This window comes from Siphonobacter curvatus (assembly GCF_002943425.1).
GTDB lineage: Bacteria > Bacteroidota > Bacteroidia > Cytophagales > Spirosomataceae > Siphonobacter > Siphonobacter curvatus.
Genome location: NZ_PTRA01000001.1, coordinates 973,529 through 992,694 on the forward strand (window position 1 = coordinate 973,529; position 19,166 = coordinate 992,694).

Sequence of the window (19,166 nt, forward strand, 5' to 3'; positions counted from 1 at the left end):
AGCGGAGTCGATATTTTGATTATGAGCACCATCGAACAAGAAATTGCCAAACGCCGTACGTTTGGTATCATCTCTCACCCCGATGCCGGGAAAACGACCCTGACCGAGAAGCTGCTGCTGTTCGGAGGGGCTATCCAGACGGCAGGGGCGGTGAAGTCCAATAAAATTAAGAAAACAGCCACCTCCGATTTCATGGAAATTGAAAAGCAACGGGGAATTTCGGTGGCTACGTCGGTAATGACGTTTGAATATGATGATTTGAAAATTAACATTCTTGATACGCCGGGACACAAAGATTTTGCCGAAGATACCTACCGTACCTTAACGGCGGTGGATTCGGTAATTCTGGTAATTGACTGCGTAAAGGGCGTTGAGGAGCAAACGGAACGGTTAATGGAAGTATGCCGCATGCGGAATACACCCGTGATCATTTTCGTCAATAAAATGGATCGTGAAGGACAGAATCCTTTCGACTTGCTCGACGAACTGGAACAGAAACTGTTGATTAAAGTACGCCCGCTGACCTGGCCGATTAACATTGGTCAGAATTTCAAAGGGGTGTATAATCTGTACGATAAATCGCTGAACCTGTTTAGCGTAAACAAAACCCGGATCGAACGGGATATTGTAGCAATTGATGATCTGAGTTCACCCCAGCTTGACGAGCAGGTAGGCGAGCGGGATGCCAATCAACTGCGGGAGGATGTGGAACTCATTGAAGGCGTATACGATACCTTCGACCGCGATGCGTACCTGCGGGCTGAAGTGGCTCCCGTATTCTTCGGATCGGCGGTCAATAACTTCGGGGTACAGGAATTGCTGGATACGTTCTGCGAAATTGCTCCGGCTACCCAGGAACGCCAGACCGACGTACGGATCATCGAACCAACTGAGAAAAAATTCAGCGGTTTCGTCTTTAAAATTCACGCCAACCTCGACCCCAAACACCGCGACCGGATTGCGTTTCTTCGCGTATGTTCGGGTATTTTCGAGCGGAATAAGTTTTACCACCACGTACGGCTGGATAAAGGCGTACGGTTTTCGAACCCCTACAACTTCATGGCTCAGTCAAAAGACGTCATTGATGAGGCCTTTCCAGGGGATGTGGTAGGTTTGTACGATACCGGGAACTTCAAGATTGGGGATACCCTCACCGAAGGCGAAGATTTCTTCTTCCAGGGTATTCCGAGCTTTTCACCGGAAATTTTCAAGGAACTTATCAACCTGGATCCGCTGAAATCCAAGCAACTCGAAAAAGGGATTCAGCAGCTGACCGACGAAGGGGTAGCTCAGTTATTCCTGATTCAACCCGGTAACCGGAAGGTCGTAGGAACCGTAGGAGAACTACAATTTGAGGTAATCCAGTATCGTCTGGAGCACGAATACGGAGCCAAGTGTCGCTTTGATAACATGCCCATTTCGAAAGCCTGCTGGATCACGAGCGAGGACCCAGCTAAGTTGCAGGAGTATATTCGACTGAAGGGCCCACAGATTGGCTACGACAAAGACGAACACCCGGTGTTCCTGGCGGAATCGGAGTGGATGCTACGCATGAACATTCAAAATAACCCGGATATTAAATTCCACCTGACGTCAGAATTTAAGTTAGCCATGGAAGTTTGATGGGGTTAGTACTGAATTTTAGTGATACTATATAAGTGCGAAAAGCGGCTTTCTGATCCAGAAAGCCGCTTTTCGTATAATTTCAGGGCTTGAACGGGCGTAAAGCGTGTTGGGCGGGGTTGACAGAAATAGATTTAATTAATAATTTTGCGGTTACCATAGGAAAAACAGGGAGAAATCTCTAATTATGCCATGGTGTTCAACCTAAAAATTTATCTCAGATGAAAAAGTTTCATTTACTTGCGTCTGCCGTCGGTCTGATGGCAATTTCTCTTACTTCTTGCCAGCGTACCCAGTACACGACGTTTCAAAAGTCTACTGCACCTGCCGTTGAGCACGTAGCTCAAGCTCCTCAAACTGCCCAGTTACCCGCTCCTGTTGCTCAGGCACCGGTCGTAGCTCAGCCTTCACTGATGGATGCCGTAGCTGAAGAAAAAGCTCCTGTAGCGGAAGCACCCGCAGCCGTGGCTTCTACGAAAAAGGCAGTTGTTGTAAACAAGAGAGCAGCGAAATTGATGAGCAAGGTTACGTTCGCGAAAAACGAGCAAGGCCATGTAAACGTAGTAGCTCAACAAGGTAAAAAACTGACTGCGACCGAAAAACTCGTCGTTAAGAAAGTAAACAAACAAATCGCTAAAGCTGAAAAAGCTCAGGCGAAAGGTAAGAAGCCTTTTTCTGAGTGGAACAAATACCTGCGTATCGGGGTAATCTTGCTGGCTGGAGCTTTGATCCTTTCCATCCTCTTCCCCGTAGTGGGCGTGGCTTATGGTATCTGGGTGATTGCATACCTGGCATGGTTAGCCGGTGTGATTCTGACCGTATATGGTCTGGGTCTGGAATTAGCTTGGTGGTAATCGAATCTTTCGGACCATTGATCTCAAACCACAGTCTTCGGGCTGTGGTTTTTGCTTTTTAAGGCTTTCAACGGCTAATTATTCGGTATCTTTCGCCCTAAGCCTTATTTATTGAGCATGAAACGCCTATTTACTAACTTAACCTTCTGGGTCCTAACCGCCATTACTTTAGGTATTTTACTCGGCCACTTTGCCCCCGAGATTGCCCTTTACCCCATTTTGGATGAACCACTGAAAGGCCATTTTATGGGCCAGGAACTCAGCATCGGCAGTACCGTGAGTGAATTCCTAAGCGGCATTTTTATCAGTACCGTCAAGCTCTTCATCAATCCTATTATTTTCATCACTATTACGCTGGGAATTATCAGCATGGGCGACTTGAAAAAAGTCGGTAAAGTAGGAGCCAAAGCCCTGATTTACTTCGAAGTAGTTACCACTTTCGCCCTGATTATCGGCGTAGCTCTGGCTCAACTCTTACGGCCCGGCGACGGGGTCGTAACCAATCAGGTGAAGGGCGGCGATATCTCCAAATACACCAATACCGCTACCGATTTTAGCTGGTGGAAGTTTTTCGGCGACAATGTAACCTTGCAGGTATTACTCGTGGCGTTGATACTGGGATCTCTGCTCAGTAATTATTCGGGACGTGAACGGGTGGTTAAAGTCCTGGCGTTTGTTTCCAAATACGTGTTCTGGGGTTTGCACAAAGTCATGCTACTGGCTCCGGTAGGAGCTTTTGGTGGGATGGCATATACCATTAGCAAATACGGAATTCACACCCTGTTACCTCTGGGCAAGCTTATGTTGACGGTGTACCTCACGATGGCCTGTTTCGTTTTTGGCGTACTCGGCCTCATTCTGCGTACCTACAAGCTCAGCATCTGGCAGTTTCTCAAGTACATTAAAGAAGAACTACTCATCGTACTCGGTACGTCCTCTTCCGAAGCAGCCCTGCCTTCCATTATGGAAAAACTCGAACGGATGGGTTGTTCCAAACCCGTAGTCGGACTGGTAGTACCGGCGGGTTACTCATTCAACCTGGACGGTACAACGATTTATTTATCAATGGCGACCATTTTTCTGGCTCAGGTCTTTCATGTACACCTGAGCTGGGAACAGATTCTGACCATCATTGGGATTCTGATGGTAACTTCTAAAGGGGCCGCTGGCGTTACGGGGAGTGGCTTTGTGGTACTGGCCTCTACGCTGACGGCGGTGAAGGTAATTCCGGTGGAAGGACTGGCCCTGTTGCTGGGCGTTGATCGTTTCATGTCGGAAGCCCGGGCCATTACAAACATCATTGGGAATGGCGTTGCCACTGTATGGATTGCCAACAATGAGAAAGAATTCGACCGGCTGAAAATGGAAGCCGCGATGAAAACGGAATCCTAAGGGCTACTTATCTAACCTACAAATACTCAAAAAGGAAATTTCGTATGCTTGCATAATAAATGCTTTTTTTTCAACTTTGAAGAAAACCGGAGCACGTTATGAAAGCTGAAAAAACCGTAGACTTCCACATCAAGACTGCCTGGTACGCAATCAGCCGGATGTACAATTCCAGTGCTGCCAAAGTGGATATGAGTATGGCGGTGGGGTATGTGCTATTGAACGTAGATAAAAATGGTACACCCGCAACCAAAATTGCTCCACTCTTGGGCCTTGAACCGCGTTCGTTGACGCGTATGCTGAAGACGCTCGAGGAGAAGGGCTGGATTTACCGCCAGACCGATGCTGAAGATAAACGCGTCGTAAATGTATTTCTAACCGAAGAAGGCAAGAAAAAGCGGGACTTTGCCCGCGAAGGGGTTCTGGAGTTCAACGAAGCCATTTATCAGCGGGTGGGCGAAGAGAAGTTACAGGTTTTCTTTGAAGTGATGCGGGAGATTCAGCGGGTCGTCGACGCTGAAAATATCAGCATGCGGGCTGAAGCTCTCAAAAACAAGGTATTTGGCGATACTACACTCTAACTCATTCTGATCGTTCAGCCGTTTTATGGAATTAACCTTATCCACACCAGCACTTTTGTTTTCAACGGCATCGCTGCTGCTGCTCGGATTTACGAATCGTTTTACCGCTACGGCTAAAGTCATTCGGGATTTGCACGCCGAGTACCGCGTGGATCCCAAATCCATGAATAACATTATTCTCATCGAACAGATTCGCTCGCTGCAATTTCGGGTTCTACTGATTCGGAATATGCAGTTTTTGGGCGTTAGTAGCCTGTTCCTGAGTATTTTATGTATGATTTTTATTTATCTCGAATACCAAGTAGCGGCGGGCTGGATTTTTGGTATTGCCTTGTTTTTACAGGCGGGAGCCCTGGCGATTTCTGTTTTCGAGATTACCATTTCCATCGAAGCCCTCAAGATTGAACTTTCGGATATGGAACACGTCCTCGGTCAGCAGTCAACCGTACGACGATTACGCGACGTACTCCGCTGGATCAATCGGAAGAAACGCTGATTCATCCGCTAAAAACCTAATCACTTACCTCAGACCATGAATCGTTCGATAAAAAAAGTTGCCGTATTGGGTTCGGGTATTATGGGTTCCCGTATTGCCTGCCACTTTGCTAATGTGGGTTGTCAGGTGCTTCTGCTCGACATCGTACCTAAAGAAATTACTGCGGCTGAAGCAGCCAAAGGCCTTACCCTCGATTCCAAAGTTGTTCGAAACCGGCTGGTTAGCGAAGCGTTCCAAAACACACTCAAAGCCAATCCGGCCCCACTCTATAGTAAGACCTTTGCCAGCCGGATTACGCTGGGAAACTTCGAGGATGATTTTGTTAAAATCAAAGATTACGACTGGGTGATTGAAGTGGTAGTCGAACGCCTGGATGTCAAAAAAAGCATTTTCGAGAAAGTAGATACCTTGCGTAAGCCCGGTACCCTGGTTACTTCAAACACCTCGGGTATTCCCATTCACCTTATGGCCGAAGAGCGGAGTGAAGACTTCCGGAAGAATTTCTGCGGGACTCACTTTTTTAATCCGCCCCGCTATCTCAAGCTGCTGGAAATTATTCCTACGCCCGAAACGGACCCGGAAGTAATTGATTTCCTAATGCACTACGGCGATTTGTATTTGGGAAAAACGACCGTTCTCGCCAAGGATACACCCGCCTTTATTGCCAACCGCGTCGGAATTTATGCCCTCATCCAGAGTATTCGGGCTACGGAAAAACTGGGATTGAGTATCGAAGAAGTAGACAAGCTGACGGCAGATATCATCGGTCGTCCGAAGTCCGGGACCTTCCGTTTGTCCGATGTCGTGGGATTGGATACGACCGTGCACGTCGCTAACAATTTGTATCAGACGCTTACGGAAGACGAATCGAGAGAAGCCTTTCTGCTGCCCGATTCGATTCAGAAGCTGATGGAAAATAAGTGGCTGGGAGATAAGACGGGTCAGGGTTTCTATAAAAAAATCAAAGACGAGCAGGGAAAATCGGTTATTCTGGCTCTGGATTTGAAAACGTTCGCGTATCAGCCTTCGCAGAAAATCAAGTTGGGCATCATTGATACGCTCAAGAAGCTTCCTACGCTGGCCGAACGCTTTCCCGCCGCTCTGGCCGATACCAGTAAAGCCGGTGATTTCTACCGGACGACCTTCGCCGATACGTTTCGTTACGTCACGTATCGGATTCCCGAAATTGCTGACGAACTCTATAAAATTGACGAGGCAATAAAAGCCGGTTTTGGCTGGCAACTGGGCCTGTTTGAGACCTGGGACGCGATTGGACTAGCGAAAGGCATTGAGCTGATCGAAAGTCAGGGCCAAAAACCGGCCGACTGGGTGTATGCCATGCGGGATGCTGGGCATACGCAGTTTTACAAAATCGAAAAGGGTCGTCGTTTTTATTACGACTGGTCCAGTCAAAATTATCAGGTTATTCCGGGACAAGAAGGTTTTATTATCCTTCAAAACTTACGGGGTAGCCAGGAAGTATGGAGTAATCCGGAAGCGACGATTTTCGATCTGGGCGATGGCATTCTGGGCCTGGAAGCCCGTTCGAAGATGAATACGTTCGGTCCTCACGTAATCGAAGCCTTGTCGAAGGCGATTTCACTGGCTGAACAGAGTTATCAGGGCCTGGTGATTGGGAACGACTCGCACGAGGCTTTTTCAGCGGGGGCGAACCTAGCCATGCTTTTCATGTATAGTATTCAGCAGGAATGGGACGAAGTAAACCTGATGATTGCCCAGTTCCAAAAAGCCATGATGCGGGTACGGTACTCCTCCGTGCCGGTCGTAGTGGCTCCGCATACGCTGGCCCTGGGCGGAGGCTGCGAAATTAACCTGCATGCCGATCGCGTAGTAGCCGCGGCTGAAACGTACATGGGACTAGTAGAAGTAGGCGTTGGCGTGATTCCAGCGGGTGGCGGTACCAAGGAAATGGCCCTCCGCTGTTCGGATTTATACCAGTCGGGCGATCCTGAACTCAATATTCTTCAGAACGCGTTCATGAACATCGCTACGGCCAAAGTGTCTACTTCCGCTCAGGAAGCATTGGAAATGAATTACCTGCGGCCGGGTGATCAGATTGTACTCAACCGTTCGCGACTGATTGCCGAAGCCAAAGAAGCCGCCTTAGAATTAGCGAATGCTGGCTATACGCAGGCTCCGCAACGCAGTGACATCAAAGTACAGGGCCGGGCGGGAATCGCCCTTTTTGAAGCAGGTATCGCTCAAATGCGATTGGCTAATTTCATTTCCGACCACGACAAAAAAATTGCTCAAAAGTTGGCGTACGTTATTTGTGGAGGCGACCTGAGTTACCCCCAACTGGTGACGGAACAGTATCTGCTGGATTTGGAACGGGAAGCGTTCCTGAGTCTTTGTGGCGAACGTAAAACGTTAGAGCGGATGCAAGGCTTACTGACCGGAGGCAAACCACCCCGCAACTAGCTAATTGCTCTATTCATGCAGCCTTTCCCCAAAAATATTTTGGGGAAAGGCTGCATTATTTTTTATATACTGAAAAGAGGTTGTTAAAAAAGTGCGGAAAAAATTCCTCTTGATTCTGGTTTATTTAGTAACTAAGGGGCTTTTGTTTGTATTATCCCAAGTCGGGTACAAGATTTTTAGAAGTTTTTAAGCATTCAAACAATCAACCAGAGGAAGCTTCCTCAAAAATTGCTACACGACTATGAAGAAGGTAACTATGTTATGTATGCTGGCGGCTAGTGCACTGGCATTCCAAGCTTGTAATGAATCGAAATCAGATAAGGCTTCAGAAGAGCACGCAGAAGCGGCGACTGATCAAGCAAAAGAAATGAACGACAGCCTGCAAACGGTTGACGAAAAAGACGCTGAGTTTGCCATGAAAGCTGCCGGTGGTGGTATGTATGAAGTAGAAGTGGCTAAACTAGCTGAACAAAAAGCAAGTAATGCTAAAGTAAAAGAATTTGCCGCCATGATGATCAAAGATCACGGCAAAGCAAATGAAGAACTGATGTCACTGGCTTCAGCCAAAGGCATTACTTTACCCGCGACGATGGATGAAGACCATCAGAAGCATTATAATGATCTGAAAAAACTTTCGGGTAAAGATTTCGATAAGAAATACGTAGAACTGATGAAAGACGATCACGATAAAGATCAATCGTTATTTAATACGCAGGCTACCGAAGGAAAAGATGCCGAGCTGAAAGAATTTGCCACGAAAACTTCGGGCGTCATTCAGCAACACCTGAACCATATCAAACAGATTAGTGAAAGCATGAAATAATTCAGCTTGACTAAGATAAAAAGATAAAAGCGGGTACGAAACACGTTCGTACCCGCTTTTATCTTTTCATAAAGCACTGATCTTTATCGTATAAAATCAGTGCTTTTCAAGGAGTCATTGCCACTGGCATCTATTTGCGAATGGTATACGTCTTCGGATGTTGTTTATCCAGTACTAGCAGTAACCCTTCGCGAGTAAGTTGTTGTAATAGTTTATCGGCCCGGTATTCCGAGATATTTACGAGTTGGGCAAATTGCTTGGCGGCAATCTGCTCGTTCTTTTTCAGGTGGGCCAGCAGTCGTTTCACATTGTGTTGTTGCAGTAACTCCGGCGAAATGTCGTGCGTTTCCTGTAACCATTTCTCCATCTGTTTGCTGGCCGGTACGGATTTATCGCGGGCCCGTACATACACCTGCCACTGTCCCTGCGGATCTTTGGCCTGATGAGGCTTGTCTTCGCTTTCATCCACGCGGGCAATCAGCACCAGGCGTTCGTCGTGCTGTACCATTTGGTAACGTACCAGTACGCCCGGCTGGACAAACAAATCAGAGGCGGCTTCCAATTTTTGTACGACGTCTTTCTCCGAATCAACGCCTTTGACCGTGCGATCATCATCGATTCCGATTACTAGCCAGCCACCTGCTGTATTGGCAAAAGCGGCCAGGGTTTTAGCGATACGGCCGGGAGCCTCAATCGTGCGTTTGAATTCAAGCGTAGAGCTTTCAGTTTGACTAAGTAAATCGTTTAGGGTCGGAAATGCCATTCAGAAATTGATAGAGTGGATAAGTGTCGGGGAAAAAGTACGCCCGTTTGCTCTCGTTTATTTAACAGTTAAGATACGACTTCCGTTCTACATTTTTATACGGGAAAGCCTAAAAAATCGCAACCTCAACGGCCCCGAGGGTGATATTCCGTGATAACCGTTTTGAGATAATCGCGATCCAGGTGCGTATAGATTTCGGTCGTCGTGATGGATTCATGCCCGAGCATTTCCTGTACCGCCCGCAAGTCGGCCCCGCCTTCAATCAAATGCGTGGCAAAACTATGGCGGAAGGTGTGCGGCGAAATATTCTTTTGCAGACCAATTTTAGCCGCCAGGTCTTTGATAATAATAAAAACCATGATTCGGGTTAAATACTTACCCCGGCGATTCAGGAATACAATATCCTCTGAACCCTTCTGAATATTCTGGTGACGGCGTATTTCGTCCAGATAAATCTGCGTGTACTTGATGGCATCACGACCCACGGGAATCAGACGGGTTTTGCCACCCTTACCAAAAACGCGAATAAAGCCGATATCGAAGTACAACTCACTAACTTTCAAAGCGATCAATTCCGAAACGCGTAGGCCACACCCGTACAGAATCTCCAGAATGGCCCGGTTTCGGGTACCTTCAGGTGTCGACAGGTCGATGGCCGCCAGCAGGGCTTCCACTTCGGGGAAACTCAGGGTATCGGGCAGTTTACGACCTAACTTCGGCGACTCAATGAGCGAAGCCGGATCCGTAGGAATGACCTGCTCCAGCAACAGAAAGCGGAAAAAAGCCTTGAGACCCGATAACATCCGGGCCTGTGAGGTAGAGGCAATGCCTAATTCACCCAGGTAATACAGAAAATCGAGCAGATGAGCATCCGTAATGGAACCCGGCGGCAGTTTGTCCTGTCCGGAAAGCGACAGGTACTGCACCAGTTTTTCGGCGTCGTGTAAATAGGCTTCCACCGAGTTTTCGGAGAGCGAACGTTCGAGCGTCAGGTAAGATTTAAAGTTTTTAAGATAGCTTTGCCACTGCATTGCGTACTGATAAATCGGCGGATGATCCGAATCAGATCTCCGCGTATGGATAGTATTTTTCTGAAAGATACACCACCGAAGGGCGGTTTCCGTCGTCGTGGGTAAAGAACTTGCGATTCAGGCGATGACCACCTGTAGACCTAAACGATTCCCGTTACATCTTTAAACTTCATTCTTCCTTGAAACGCATCCTGATTCTTAACGGACCTAATCTGAATTTACTCGGACGTCGCGAACCCGAAGTATACGGCTCCCAGACCTTCGAAACGTACTTTGAAACGCTCCCCGCTCTTTTCCCGGAACTGGATCTGGCGTATTTTCAGTCCAATCACGAAGGAGCCATTCTGGATAAACTACACGAAGTCGGTTTTTCGTACGACGGCATCGTGCTCAACGCTGGAGCCTACACGCATACCAGTGTAGCCATTGCTGACGCCATTTCGGGCATTACGACCCCCGTCATTGAAGTGCATATTTCCAACGTCCATGCCCGCGAAGCTTTCCGGCATCACAGTTTTATCAGTCCGAAAGCGGCTGGTATCATCGTTGGTTTCGGACTAAAAGGCTACGAGCTGGCGTTGCGGTCGTTTCTGTAATTGATTCTATTCACTTCAATTGTCGGTTGCCATGATTTCCTTTTATCCGGGTCCTTCCCAAGTCTATCCACAAGTGGCTCAGTATCTACAGGATGCCTTTGATTCCGGCATTCTGAGCGTGAATCACCGCAGTGGAGCAGCCATGGAACTGGTCAGAGAAACCTATCAACTTTTGCACGAAAAGCTGGATATTCCTGCGGACTACGCTATTGCGTTCGTATCCTCCGCCACGGAATGCTGGGAAATCATTGCTCAATCCCTCACGACTCGTCAATCGCTGCACGCGTATAATGGAGCCTTTGGGCAGAAGTGGGCCGAGTACACGCAGAAGTTAGGTCTGAACGTAGTCCATCAGCCTTTTGGTTTGAATGAAGTACTTTCACTGACGACTGAGGCAGAGACGATTTGTCTGACGCAGAATGAAACGTCCAACGGTACGCAGGTGAAGAACAGCACCCTGCGGAAAATCCGGGAAGCGGTACCGAATGCCCTGCTGGTCGTTGATGCGACGTCATCCATGGCGGGTGTAGCGTTCGACTGGACCGCGGCCGACGTGTGGTTTGCTTCCGTACAAAAATGCTTCGGGTTGCCAGCGGGCATGGGTCTGCTCGTCTATGGACCCGGGGCTGTGGAGCGGGCACGGACAATCAACGAGCGAAATCATTACAACAGCCTCTTGTTTATCGACGAAAATGTGCGGAAATTTCAAACGCATTATACGCCAAATGTACTGAATATCTACCTGCTCAAACGGGTACTTGAACAGGTGCCTCCCATTCAGACAGTAGCGGCTGCCTTGCAGCAACGAGCTCAGAGTCTGGCCACCTTTTTCGAGAAAGAAACTTCTTGGCAACTGCTCGTCGCCAACGCTGCAGTACGTTCGGACACCGTCCTGGCGATTACGGGAACGATTCCGCAGATTGAACAGATCAAGCAGACCGCCAAAGCCCGACAGATTACGCTGGGAAACGGATACGGCGACTGGAAAGAAACGACCTTCCGTATTGCTAATTTTCCGGCTATCAACGATACTGATTTTACGACCCTACGGGCCTTTCTAACCGAAGCGTAGTACCGATTCTAACACCGAAACCATCTGATGTATGCATTTCAACTTTAAGGAAGTTTTATCAGTAACCTTAGTCTTATTTTCGGTCATCGACATTCTGGGAGCCATCCCTATTATTCTGGATATACGGAAGAAAATTGGCGACATTCACGCGGCTACCACGACCCTGGTTTCGGGCGGAATCATGATTGCCTTTCTATACATCGGAAAATCCATTCTGAATCTTTTTGGCGTGGATGTGCAGTCCTTTGCCGTCGCGGGTGCCCTGATCATTTTTCTGATCGGTCTGGAAATGACCCTGGGACGAAGCATTTTTAAAAGTACGGATGTTCAGCCCCGAGCGGCATCCATTGTGCCATTGGCCTTTCCCATCATTGCCGGAGCAGGTACCATGACCACCATTCTTTCGCTCAAAGCCCAGTACGCCGAGATCAATATTCTGGTGGGGATTTTTGTCAACCTTGGGCTGATTTTCCTGGTACTGAAATCTTCTACCTGGATTGAAAAGAAGATTGGGGCTACGGGTACCGGCATCCTGGAGAAGATATTCGGGGTTATTCTGCTAGCGATCGCCATTAAACTATTCCGGACGAATTTGGGCGTTTAAGCAAATCCTAAAACAGCAAAAGGCGGTGGAATTTTATTCCACCGCCTTTTTTATATCCTTCCCCGACAACCTTATCGTCCGGGGAAATACCGTAAGGAAAGGGACGAGTTACTGATCTGGTACGAAGGATCAATCGTAAAGACATAAATCGTGCTCTTTGAAACCGTATTCCCCGTAGTTACTTCCTGCTGCGTAGCCGTGAAGCCGGTCAGATCCAGAACGCCAACCAAAGCGGCCAAGGCCCAGCGTTGCGTAAGCTGATACTGAATGCCGGGGCGGAAGGTGGGTTTGGCATAATAAGTTGTCTGGGTGTTGGACTGTACGGAGTTGAGTTCGGTCTTCACCTGAGCGTATCCCAGGGCTACACCGCCATCCAGCAATACCGTCCACTTGCCTGCTACGGGCCAGTACTGTTCCGCGTAGGGACGTACACTGGCTCCCCAATTGGTATAGTCCGCGTTTCCCTGATCGACACCTGTACCGTAGGAGCCGCTTACGCTAATCCCCAGTAATCGGCGGGGTGTTACAAATTTTCCGGCCGCAAATCCGATTCCAAGGTTGGTGGTATTTGAACGAGCCGATACTTGCTGAACTGAAAGATCACCCGCCAGATACGTTTGCCCTACTTCGTAGAGCGACTGTTGCGGAGCGGACTCAAAGGGCGAGGAGCTCTCCCCGAAATAGTGAGCCAGCCCAATCCGGAAAGTACTGAATCCGAGCGATCCATTGACATTTACATCGGTATACACTTTTTCACCCCGGGCCGATGCGTGCGATACGCCCACATTGGCCAGACTGGCAGTTGCTTCCCAGGCCCAGTTTTTCCGGTAGAAATAAGTTAGACCCAGATCCAGCGAAGCCCCGATTGAAAAGGTATTCTGCGTCGTTTCACCATCGTTGAACGTAGGTGAATATAAACCTCCGGCTTTTCCCTGAGCGAAGAGCCGGACGCGTTCGGAAGGAACAATGTAACGACGGTATACGTAGTGAGCAGATAGGGAAGGCGTCGTTTCGGCGTAATCAATCTGATTGATGCGTTCGTGCGTGGCCCCTAAACCAATGCTCCAGCCCTGAGCGATGTTGTCACGGGTGAATTTGCCACGAGTCATTTGCAGGTTAAGGCCGTACGTCTGGCGTTTGGTTTCGGGCGTTAAGCTGGAGGATGTATTATCGAATCGCAGATTCAAATCGCCCGTAAAACTCATAAAGCGGTTGCCCTGCGTGGTTTGTGCGACTAGCGAAGCGGAGCATAAACAGAAGAAGGTTGCCGTAAGAAGTTGTTTCATAGATAGTTATCGAGTGATAAGCTCGGAAGACAGCGAAAATCGTGAGCCGGCTCTTGTCAAAAGTAGAGGTTTATCGCTAGAAAAGACTTGGAAAGACAAAAGACCCGCTCTAGGCTAGAACGGGTCTGGTAGGGAGAAAGTTATAATTTTCTTACGTTATCGCCGACCTGGAAAATAACGGAATGAAATACCTGAATTGCCGATGGTATAGGCAGGAGAAAAACTAAGACCCGTTTGAAAACGATTGATGGGTTCATTCCTGTAATCTCTCTCTTTGTCCAAAGTCAAGTTGGCAGAAGCTATACTCAATGTGCCAATATGAGCTGTAACGGCCCATTGATCCGTAAGTTGATATTGAATAGCCGGTTTGATCGATGGAGCAATAGATAAGGATTGTTGTGCGGTATTCTGGTCCAGATATTTAGTGCGATTTATGGTATAAGAACCCATTAAGTATACACCGCCAATTAAAGATAATTTTTTGCCTAGCGGAAGGTAATGTTCCCGGAAAATAAACGCATTTGCACCGCCAAATTTTATGGAAGATTGAGGATGTAACTCTGATTCAGCATTACTAGTAGAAAAAAGAGCAGTCAACCCAAATCCTCTCGCCTGCTTGTCTGAAATGAACCTGGCTGTTGACAAACCAACGTTAAAGTATTGAGTATTAGTAGAATTGATTTTAGAGGGTTTAATGAAATTTAAGGTGGAAGTTACGCGACCTTCCCAATAGCGTTGACCGGCCGTGTAGGGCGTATTCCGGTCTGTTTCAAAGATGGTAGATTTGAAATTGCCACTGCCGATATAGCGGGTAATCCCCAGGGTAAAAAGCTGAGCAGACAAAGAAGATTCGAGCGAAACGGCGGTAGACTGAGATTCAGGTTTACTGCGTAGGTGACTCACCGAAAGCGTTCCCAAGTTCGCTTTGGCTTCCAGAGCCCAGTCATTTTTGTAGAAATAGGTAAGTCCGGCGTTCAACGCTGCAAAAGCTGAGTAGGATTGCAGAAACGGGTTTTTGTAGTAATTGCCCGAAGATAATCCCAACTGAGTCTGCACACCAACCGTACCTTCCGCAAACGCATAAATTCCAGAAGTAATAGGAACGTAACGTCGATTAAAGTAATTAATTTTTAATTGTGGTATCCAGCCCGTTATTTTTGAATTGATTCCAAATCCTGGCGTAATACTCCAGCCATGAGCTACATTTTCCCGAATAAATTTACCATAGGTTAATTCCAGCGAAATGTCGGAGGTATGATGGGTAGCAGAAGGGTCGTTTAAAAATACATTTTGAGTATTAAGCGTTGGTCGTATTCCCCGGAGTTTAGTTTCGGCAGGGAACTGAGCAAAAGCCGGTGTTAAATGAATACAGAATAAGGATAGCAGTAAAAGATAAAACTTCATAAGCATAGATTGATATGATTTTTGTGAAGGTATAAACAGTTCTTAATTTAGGAATGTAATTAACACTATTTAACAAGTATTACTCTTCATAGATAAAGCTAAAGTAGATGCTTAGTTGTCTTCATGAAAACGCATTAATTGATTCTTGATCAGGTGTTGATTTTCGAGGAAATGATGAAATAAGAGGTTTGAAAAGCTGCAAAATTTTAGCTAATAAAAACCAGAACGTCAGCGGGTAAGGGGGGATTTATGGTTAATGGAGCGGGATGGAAAGGAATGAATCCTGTACTTTGTCAACCTTGGTATTAGCTCGGTGCCGCAATTCGTATAATTTTGCAGGGTTTTTGACTGACTATGAATCTCACCGAACAAATACAGGCCAGTCTGGCCGCGGCTCTCCGACAGGAGTTTGACCTGGAGGTGGCTCCTGCGGAATTACAGCTGCAACCGACCAAAAAAGAATTTGAAGGCTTCTATACCTTCGTTTGCTTTCCTTATGCGAAGCAGCTGAAAAAAAGTCCCGTTGAAATCGGTACCAAACTGGGCGAGTATGTGCTGGCTCAGGGCGGAGTGGTTTCTGCCTTCAACGTTGTACAGGGGTTTCTGAACCTGAGTATTGCCGATCAGGTATGGCTAAAACTCTTTGCCACCATCCACGCCAATGACCAGTATGGTCAGTTACCCGCGAAGGGCGAAAAGGTGATGGTAGAATACTCGTCACCCAATACGAATAAACCCCTGCACCTGGGGCACTTGCGGAATAACTTTCTGGGCTACTCTATCGCTGAGATTTTGAGAATGAGCGGCTATGAGGTGATGAAAACCAACGTGGTAAACAATCGGGGTATTCACATCTGTAAGTCCATGCTGGCGTACCAGTTGTTTGGTCACGGCGAGACACCCGCTACCAGCGACATCAAAGGCGATCATTTGGTCGGCAAATATTACGTGGCTTTCGATAAGGCTTACAAAGCTCAGATCGAAGAACTCGTAGCCGGTGGCATGGAAAAGGAAAAGGCCGAGAAGGAAGCTCCTTTGCTGAAACAGGCCGAAGCCATGTTGCTGAAGTGGGAAGAGGGCGATCCGGCTACGATCGGCTTGTGGGAAATGATGAACAGCTGGGTGTACGCCGGTTTTGACGAAACGTACCAGAAAATGGGCGTGAATTTCGACAAGATTTACTACGAATCGGATACGTACCTGCTAGGGAAAGACATCATCGAGGAAGGGCTGGAAAAAGGAGTATTCTACCGCCGTCCGGATAACTCGGTATGGATTGACCTAACGGCCGATGGATTGGATGAAAAGCTGGTGTTGCGTTCGAACGGTACTTCGGTATACATCACCCAGGACTTGGGACTGGCCGATTTGAAGGCCAAGGATTTCCCCATGCAGAAATCCGTATACGTAGTTGGTAACGAGCAGGATTACCACTTCAAAGTACTATTCCTGATCATGCAGAAACTGGGACGGCCCTACGCGGCCGGACTCTACCACCTGAGCTACGGCATGGTGGATCTGCCGAGTGGAAAAATGAAATCCCGCGAGGGTACGGTAGTGGATGCCGACGATTTGATGCAGGAAATGAAGGAAACCGCCGAAGCCATGACGAAAGAATTGGGCAAAATCGACGGTTTTTCGGAAGAAGAAGCCCAGTCGCTGTACCATACACTGGCGATGGGAGCTTTGAAGTACTTCCTGTTGAAGGTTGATCCGAAAAAACGAATGCTGTTTAATCCGCAGGAAAGCGTGGATTTTCAGGGAAATACGGGTCCGTACATTCAGTACAACCACGCCCGGATCTGCTCGATCTTACGCAAGGCCGATCAATTGCAACTGACGCCTACCGCACCACAGAGCATTGACCTGCAGGCCAGTGAACGTGATCTGATTTTTACGCTGAGTCAGTTCCCGCAACGGGTGGAAGATGCGGCCAGTCTGTACAGTCCGGCTCTGATTGCCCAGTATGTCTACGATCTGGCCAAAACGTACAGCCAGTTCTTTAGTGAAGTACCCATTTTTGCGGAAGAAAATCTGGAGAAGAAACAATTCCGGGTGGCTTTATCGAAGTCCGTCGCAGAAGTGATTCGGAAGTCTATGAATCTGCTGGGCGTCACGGTACCAGAGCGGATGTAACGAGGATTGTCACAACAACCGTTGTAACAACGGCTGTTTTCGTGAACCGGCCGAAAGTCTCAAGCTTCCGGCCGGTTTTTTATTTGTACTAATTTAGAAAAAAGCTTTCAAAGCGACCTCTCCGGGAGACAAGTTGTCCGTAGCATCCGCTACGGACTTTTTAATTAGTAGCCTGAGCCTACCGGGCTGTACCGAGTTCCCCGCATTACGGGGCTATGCACCTTAAGCCCCTTCGGGGTTAGGCTTGACCGAACAGAGAGGCCACTGGTGATACAGTTCCGACGATTGTCAAAATTCCTATTTCACCACCTCCAGAAACTTCCGCGGAATGGCCGTTTCAAAACGAAGCTGTTCGCCTGTAACCGGATGCTGAAAGGCCAGTACCCAGGCGTGTAGGCCCAGTCGATTGATCGGATCGTGTCTTGACTCGTACTTTTTGTCGCCAACGATTGGGTGACCGATGCTCTGGAGGTGTACACGAATCTGGTTCTTGCGACCCGTTTCCAGTTGTACTTTCAACAGAGAGAAACGAGCGTTTTTCTGCAGGGTCTCGTAGTGGGTTACGGCAGTTTGGCCGCGTTCCGGATTTTGGGTCACGTACACCATCATGGACTTTTCACTTTCCACCAGATTGGTATTAATGACACCCGCTGGCTGACGCAGTACTCCCGCCACCAGAGCCAGATAAATTCGTTCTTTCGTGGTAGACTGCCAGGATTCCTGTACTTTTTTCTGAACGGCTTCGCTCTTGGCAAACATCATCAGGCCCGAGGTTTCACGGTCCAGGCGGTGAATGATGAAAATCTTATTGCCGGGCTTCTGGGCTTTTACGTGCTCGCTCAGCAAGTGGTAGGCCGTGCGGCGTTTTTCCTTCTCCGTCGCCATGGAAAGTAAACCGGCTTCTTTCTCGATGACAATCAGGTGTTCGTCTTCGAAAACGATCTTCAGACCGTCGTACTTTCGTTCTTCGGGAGCTTTTGCCCAGCGGATTTTTACTTCCTGACCCTTCTGTAAAACGTAGTTGTACTGAAACGTAACTTTCCCATCTACCAGTACCTGCTTGTCCCGCAAGAGGGACTTGATGTTATTGCGATTCTTGGAAGGAAACTGTTTCAGTAGAAACGTCATCAGTTCTGCCGGCTCAGCAACAGCAAAGCGGGTATCTTCTTTCTTTTCGTATGGATTTTTCTTCTGCATGAATTCGTATTCTCAAAAAAACGAGCAACAAAGGTAAGAAGAAAGAACCGCCTGCCTTTCAGCAGGGAAGCACTGAACTTCTTGTATATTGCACAGAATTGACTGACTCGCCGATTTGGGCAGTGAGGCAACCTTATGGATAAACTTTTCGTTTACTAGTCGAACTAATCAAACTCCTTATCGCAGTTGATCATGGTAAAGCTCATGCTTATGTTAGGAACCTTACTAACGGGCTTATTTGCCGACAAAAACGAGGCAGTAACCCGTCCGGAAAACACGGTGCCGGCTAAACAAACCCTGTATGATTTCAAGGTGAAGTCACTGGATGGCAAAGAAGTAGACTTGTCTAAATACAAAGGCAAGAAAGTGATCATTCTCAATACAGCTTCCAAATGTGGTTTCACGCCGCAGTACGCCGATTGGGAAAAATTCTACGAAGCCAACAAAGGCAAAGTAGAAGTACTCGGTTTCCCTTCCAATGATTTCGGTGGACAGGAACCCGGTTCTGAAGAGGAAATTGGAGCTTTCTGCCAGAAAAATTATGGCGTAACGTTCCCCATGTTCTCCAAAGTAGCCACGAAAGGGGCAGAACAGGCTCCGCTGTACAAATGGTTGTCCACGAAAGATCTGAACGGCTGGAACGATAAAGTGCCGACCTGGAATTTCTGCAAATACGTTATCAACGAAAAAGGCGAACTGACGCACTTTTTTGCTTCTAAAGTGAAACCCGATAGTCCGGAGTTTCTTGAAGCGATCAAGTAATCCTTGCTTCAAACGAACTTTCTGCCGCTGCCAGCTCTTTTGCTGGCAGCACGCATTTTGGGCAAGTCCAGTGAACGCTTACTTTTGTATCCCCTTTGTTTCCTGAA

17 protein-coding genes are annotated in these 19,166 nt (G+C 47.7%); 12 read left to right on the forward strand and 5 right to left on the reverse strand.

What is annotated here, in order from left to right:
* Window positions 1–21 precede the first annotated feature (21 nt).
* The 7 genes from C5O19_RS03865 (at window position 22) to C5O19_RS03895 (ending at window position 8,208) form a co-directional block, all read left to right on the forward strand.
* A complete protein-coding gene (locus C5O19_RS03865) occupies window positions 22–1,623 on the forward strand; it encodes a peptide chain release factor 3 (RefSeq protein ID WP_207766381.1) in 1,602 nt (533 codons plus the stop codon).
* A gap of 221 nt (window positions 1,624–1,844) precedes the next feature.
* Complete coding sequence (locus C5O19_RS03870) at window positions 1,845–2,477, forward strand: hypothetical protein (protein ID WP_104709983.1); 633 nt, start codon at window positions 1,845–1,847, stop codon at window positions 2,475–2,477.
* A gap of 117 nt (window positions 2,478–2,594) precedes the next feature.
* Window positions 2,595–3,869, forward strand: a complete 1,275-nt coding sequence (locus tag C5O19_RS03875) for a cation:dicarboxylate symporter family transporter (protein ID WP_104709984.1) — start codon at window positions 2,595–2,597, stop codon at window positions 3,867–3,869.
* Between the two features lie 98 nt (window positions 3,870–3,967).
* Entirely contained in the window at window positions 3,968–4,447 is a 480-nt protein-coding gene (locus tag C5O19_RS03880) for a MarR family winged helix-turn-helix transcriptional regulator (RefSeq protein ID WP_104709985.1), read from the forward strand.
* Between the two features lie 25 nt (window positions 4,448–4,472).
* Window positions 4,473–4,943 carry a DUF2721 domain-containing protein gene (locus C5O19_RS03885; RefSeq protein ID WP_094809181.1) on the forward strand — a complete coding sequence of 157 codons (471 nt, stop codon included), beginning with the start codon at window positions 4,473–4,475 and terminating at the stop codon, window positions 4,941–4,943.
* Window positions 4,944–4,979: 36 nt separating this feature from the next.
* Complete coding sequence (locus C5O19_RS03890) at window positions 4,980–7,385, forward strand: 3-hydroxyacyl-CoA dehydrogenase/enoyl-CoA hydratase family protein (RefSeq protein ID WP_104709986.1); 2,406 nt, start codon at window positions 4,980–4,982, stop codon at window positions 7,383–7,385.
* Between the two features lie 241 nt (window positions 7,386–7,626).
* Window positions 7,627–8,208 carry a DUF4142 domain-containing protein gene (locus tag C5O19_RS03895; RefSeq protein ID WP_104709987.1) on the forward strand — a complete coding sequence of 194 codons (582 nt, stop codon included), beginning with the start codon at window positions 7,627–7,629 and terminating at the stop codon, window positions 8,206–8,208.
* 130 nt (window positions 8,209–8,338) lie between these two features.
* On the opposite strand, the gene C5O19_RS03900 is transcribed toward C5O19_RS03895, so the two are convergent.
* Together C5O19_RS03900 and xerD are read right to left on the reverse strand one after the other, a co-directional pair.
* Window positions 8,339–8,971, reverse strand: coding sequence for an RNA-binding domain-containing protein (locus C5O19_RS03900; protein ID WP_094809184.1), 633 nt, complete (start codon window positions 8,969–8,971; stop codon window positions 8,339–8,341).
* A 125-nt stretch (window positions 8,972–9,096) separates the two neighbouring features.
* Window positions 9,097–10,002 (reverse strand): site-specific tyrosine recombinase XerD, encoded by a 906-nt coding sequence (xerD, locus tag C5O19_RS03905; protein ID WP_094809185.1) that lies wholly within the window; start codon window positions 10,000–10,002, stop codon window positions 9,097–9,099.
* 179 nt (window positions 10,003–10,181) lie between these two features.
* Between xerD and aroQ the strand changes: the two genes are divergently transcribed.
* The 3 genes from aroQ to C5O19_RS03920 are packed head-to-tail and all read left to right on the forward strand — an operon-like array spanning window position 10,182 to window position 12,274.
* Entirely contained in the window at window positions 10,182–10,598 is a 417-nt protein-coding gene (aroQ, locus tag C5O19_RS03910; protein WP_094809186.1) for a type II 3-dehydroquinate dehydratase, read from the forward strand.
* A gap of 31 nt (window positions 10,599–10,629) precedes the next feature.
* Window positions 10,630–11,670, forward strand: coding sequence for an aminotransferase class V-fold PLP-dependent enzyme (locus C5O19_RS03915; protein WP_104709988.1), 1,041 nt, complete (start codon window positions 10,630–10,632; stop codon window positions 11,668–11,670).
* A 31-nt stretch (window positions 11,671–11,701) separates the two neighbouring features.
* The gene (locus C5O19_RS03920) at window positions 11,702–12,274 is read left to right on the forward strand and encodes a MarC family protein (protein ID WP_102200306.1); all 573 of its coding nucleotides are present in this window, start codon (window positions 11,702–11,704) and stop codon (window positions 12,272–12,274) included.
* Between the two features lie 71 nt (window positions 12,275–12,345).
* Here the strand turns inward: C5O19_RS03920 and C5O19_RS03925 are convergent, their stop codons facing one another.
* Complete coding sequence (locus tag C5O19_RS03925) at window positions 12,346–13,560, reverse strand: hypothetical protein (protein WP_133163296.1); 1,215 nt, start codon at window positions 13,558–13,560, stop codon at window positions 12,346–12,348.
* 156 nt (window positions 13,561–13,716) lie between these two features.
* The gene (locus C5O19_RS03930; protein WP_104709990.1) at window positions 13,717–14,964 is read right to left on the reverse strand and encodes a hypothetical protein; all 1,248 of its coding nucleotides are present in this window, start codon (window positions 14,962–14,964) and stop codon (window positions 13,717–13,719) included.
* Window positions 14,965–15,318: 354 nt separating this feature from the next.
* Here C5O19_RS03930 and argS point away from each other — a divergent pair, with 354 nt between their 5' ends.
* Window positions 15,319–17,100: an arginine--tRNA ligase gene (argS, locus tag C5O19_RS03935; protein ID WP_104709991.1), complete on the forward strand. Its 1,782-nt coding sequence runs from the start codon at window positions 15,319–15,321 to the stop codon at window positions 17,098–17,100.
* A 297-nt stretch (window positions 17,101–17,397) separates the two neighbouring features.
* Here the strand turns inward: argS and C5O19_RS03940 are convergent, their stop codons facing one another.
* The gene (locus C5O19_RS03940; protein WP_104709992.1) at window positions 17,398–18,297 is read right to left on the reverse strand and encodes an RluA family pseudouridine synthase; all 900 of its coding nucleotides are present in this window, start codon (window positions 18,295–18,297) and stop codon (window positions 17,398–17,400) included.
* 210 nt (window positions 18,298–18,507) lie between these two features.
* On the opposite strand from C5O19_RS03940, the gene C5O19_RS03945 reads away from it, so the two are divergent.
* Window positions 18,508–19,059 (forward strand): glutathione peroxidase, encoded by a 552-nt coding sequence (locus tag C5O19_RS03945; protein WP_104713869.1) that lies wholly within the window; start codon window positions 18,508–18,510, stop codon window positions 19,057–19,059.
* The last annotated feature ends 107 nt before the right edge of the window (window positions 19,060–19,166 follow it).

Coding starts and splice junctions, on each gene's coding strand:
- C5O19_RS03865 (WP_207766381.1), top strand. CDS start 22: ATGAGCACCATCGAACAAGAAATTGCCAAACGCCGTACGTTTGGTATC.
- C5O19_RS03870 (WP_104709983.1), top strand. CDS start 1,845: ATGAAAAAGTTTCATTTACTTGCGTCTGCCGTCGGTCTGATGGCAATT.
- C5O19_RS03875 (WP_104709984.1), top strand. CDS start 2,595: ATGAAACGCCTATTTACTAACTTAACCTTCTGGGTCCTAACCGCCATT.
- C5O19_RS03880 (WP_104709985.1), top strand. CDS start 3,968: ATGAAAGCTGAAAAAACCGTAGACTTCCACATCAAGACTGCCTGGTAC.
- C5O19_RS03885 (WP_094809181.1), top strand. CDS start 4,473: ATGGAATTAACCTTATCCACACCAGCACTTTTGTTTTCAACGGCATCG.
- C5O19_RS03890 (WP_104709986.1), top strand. CDS start 4,980: ATGAATCGTTCGATAAAAAAAGTTGCCGTATTGGGTTCGGGTATTATG.
- C5O19_RS03895 (WP_104709987.1), top strand. CDS start 7,627: ATGAAGAAGGTAACTATGTTATGTATGCTGGCGGCTAGTGCACTGGCA.
- C5O19_RS03900 (WP_094809184.1), bottom strand. CDS start 8,971: ATGGCATTTCCGACCCTAAACGATTTACTTAGTCAAACTGAAAGCTCT.
- xerD (WP_094809185.1), bottom strand. CDS start 10,002: ATGCAGTGGCAAAGCTATCTTAAAAACTTTAAATCTTACCTGACGCTC.
- C5O19_RS03915 (WP_104709988.1), top strand. CDS start 10,630: ATGATTTCCTTTTATCCGGGTCCTTCCCAAGTCTATCCACAAGTGGCT.
- C5O19_RS03920 (WP_102200306.1), top strand. CDS start 11,702: ATGCATTTCAACTTTAAGGAAGTTTTATCAGTAACCTTAGTCTTATTT.
- C5O19_RS03925 (WP_133163296.1), bottom strand. CDS start 13,560: ATGAAACAACTTCTTACGGCAACCTTCTTCTGTTTATGCTCCGCTTCG.
- C5O19_RS03930 (WP_104709990.1), bottom strand. CDS start 14,964: ATGAAGTTTTATCTTTTACTGCTATCCTTATTCTGTATTCATTTAACA.
- argS (WP_104709991.1), top strand. CDS start 15,319: ATGAATCTCACCGAACAAATACAGGCCAGTCTGGCCGCGGCTCTCCGA.
- C5O19_RS03940 (WP_104709992.1), bottom strand. CDS start 18,297: ATGCAGAAGAAAAATCCATACGAAAAGAAAGAAGATACCCGCTTTGCT.
- C5O19_RS03945 (WP_104713869.1), top strand. CDS start 18,508: ATGTTAGGAACCTTACTAACGGGCTTATTTGCCGACAAAAACGAGGCA.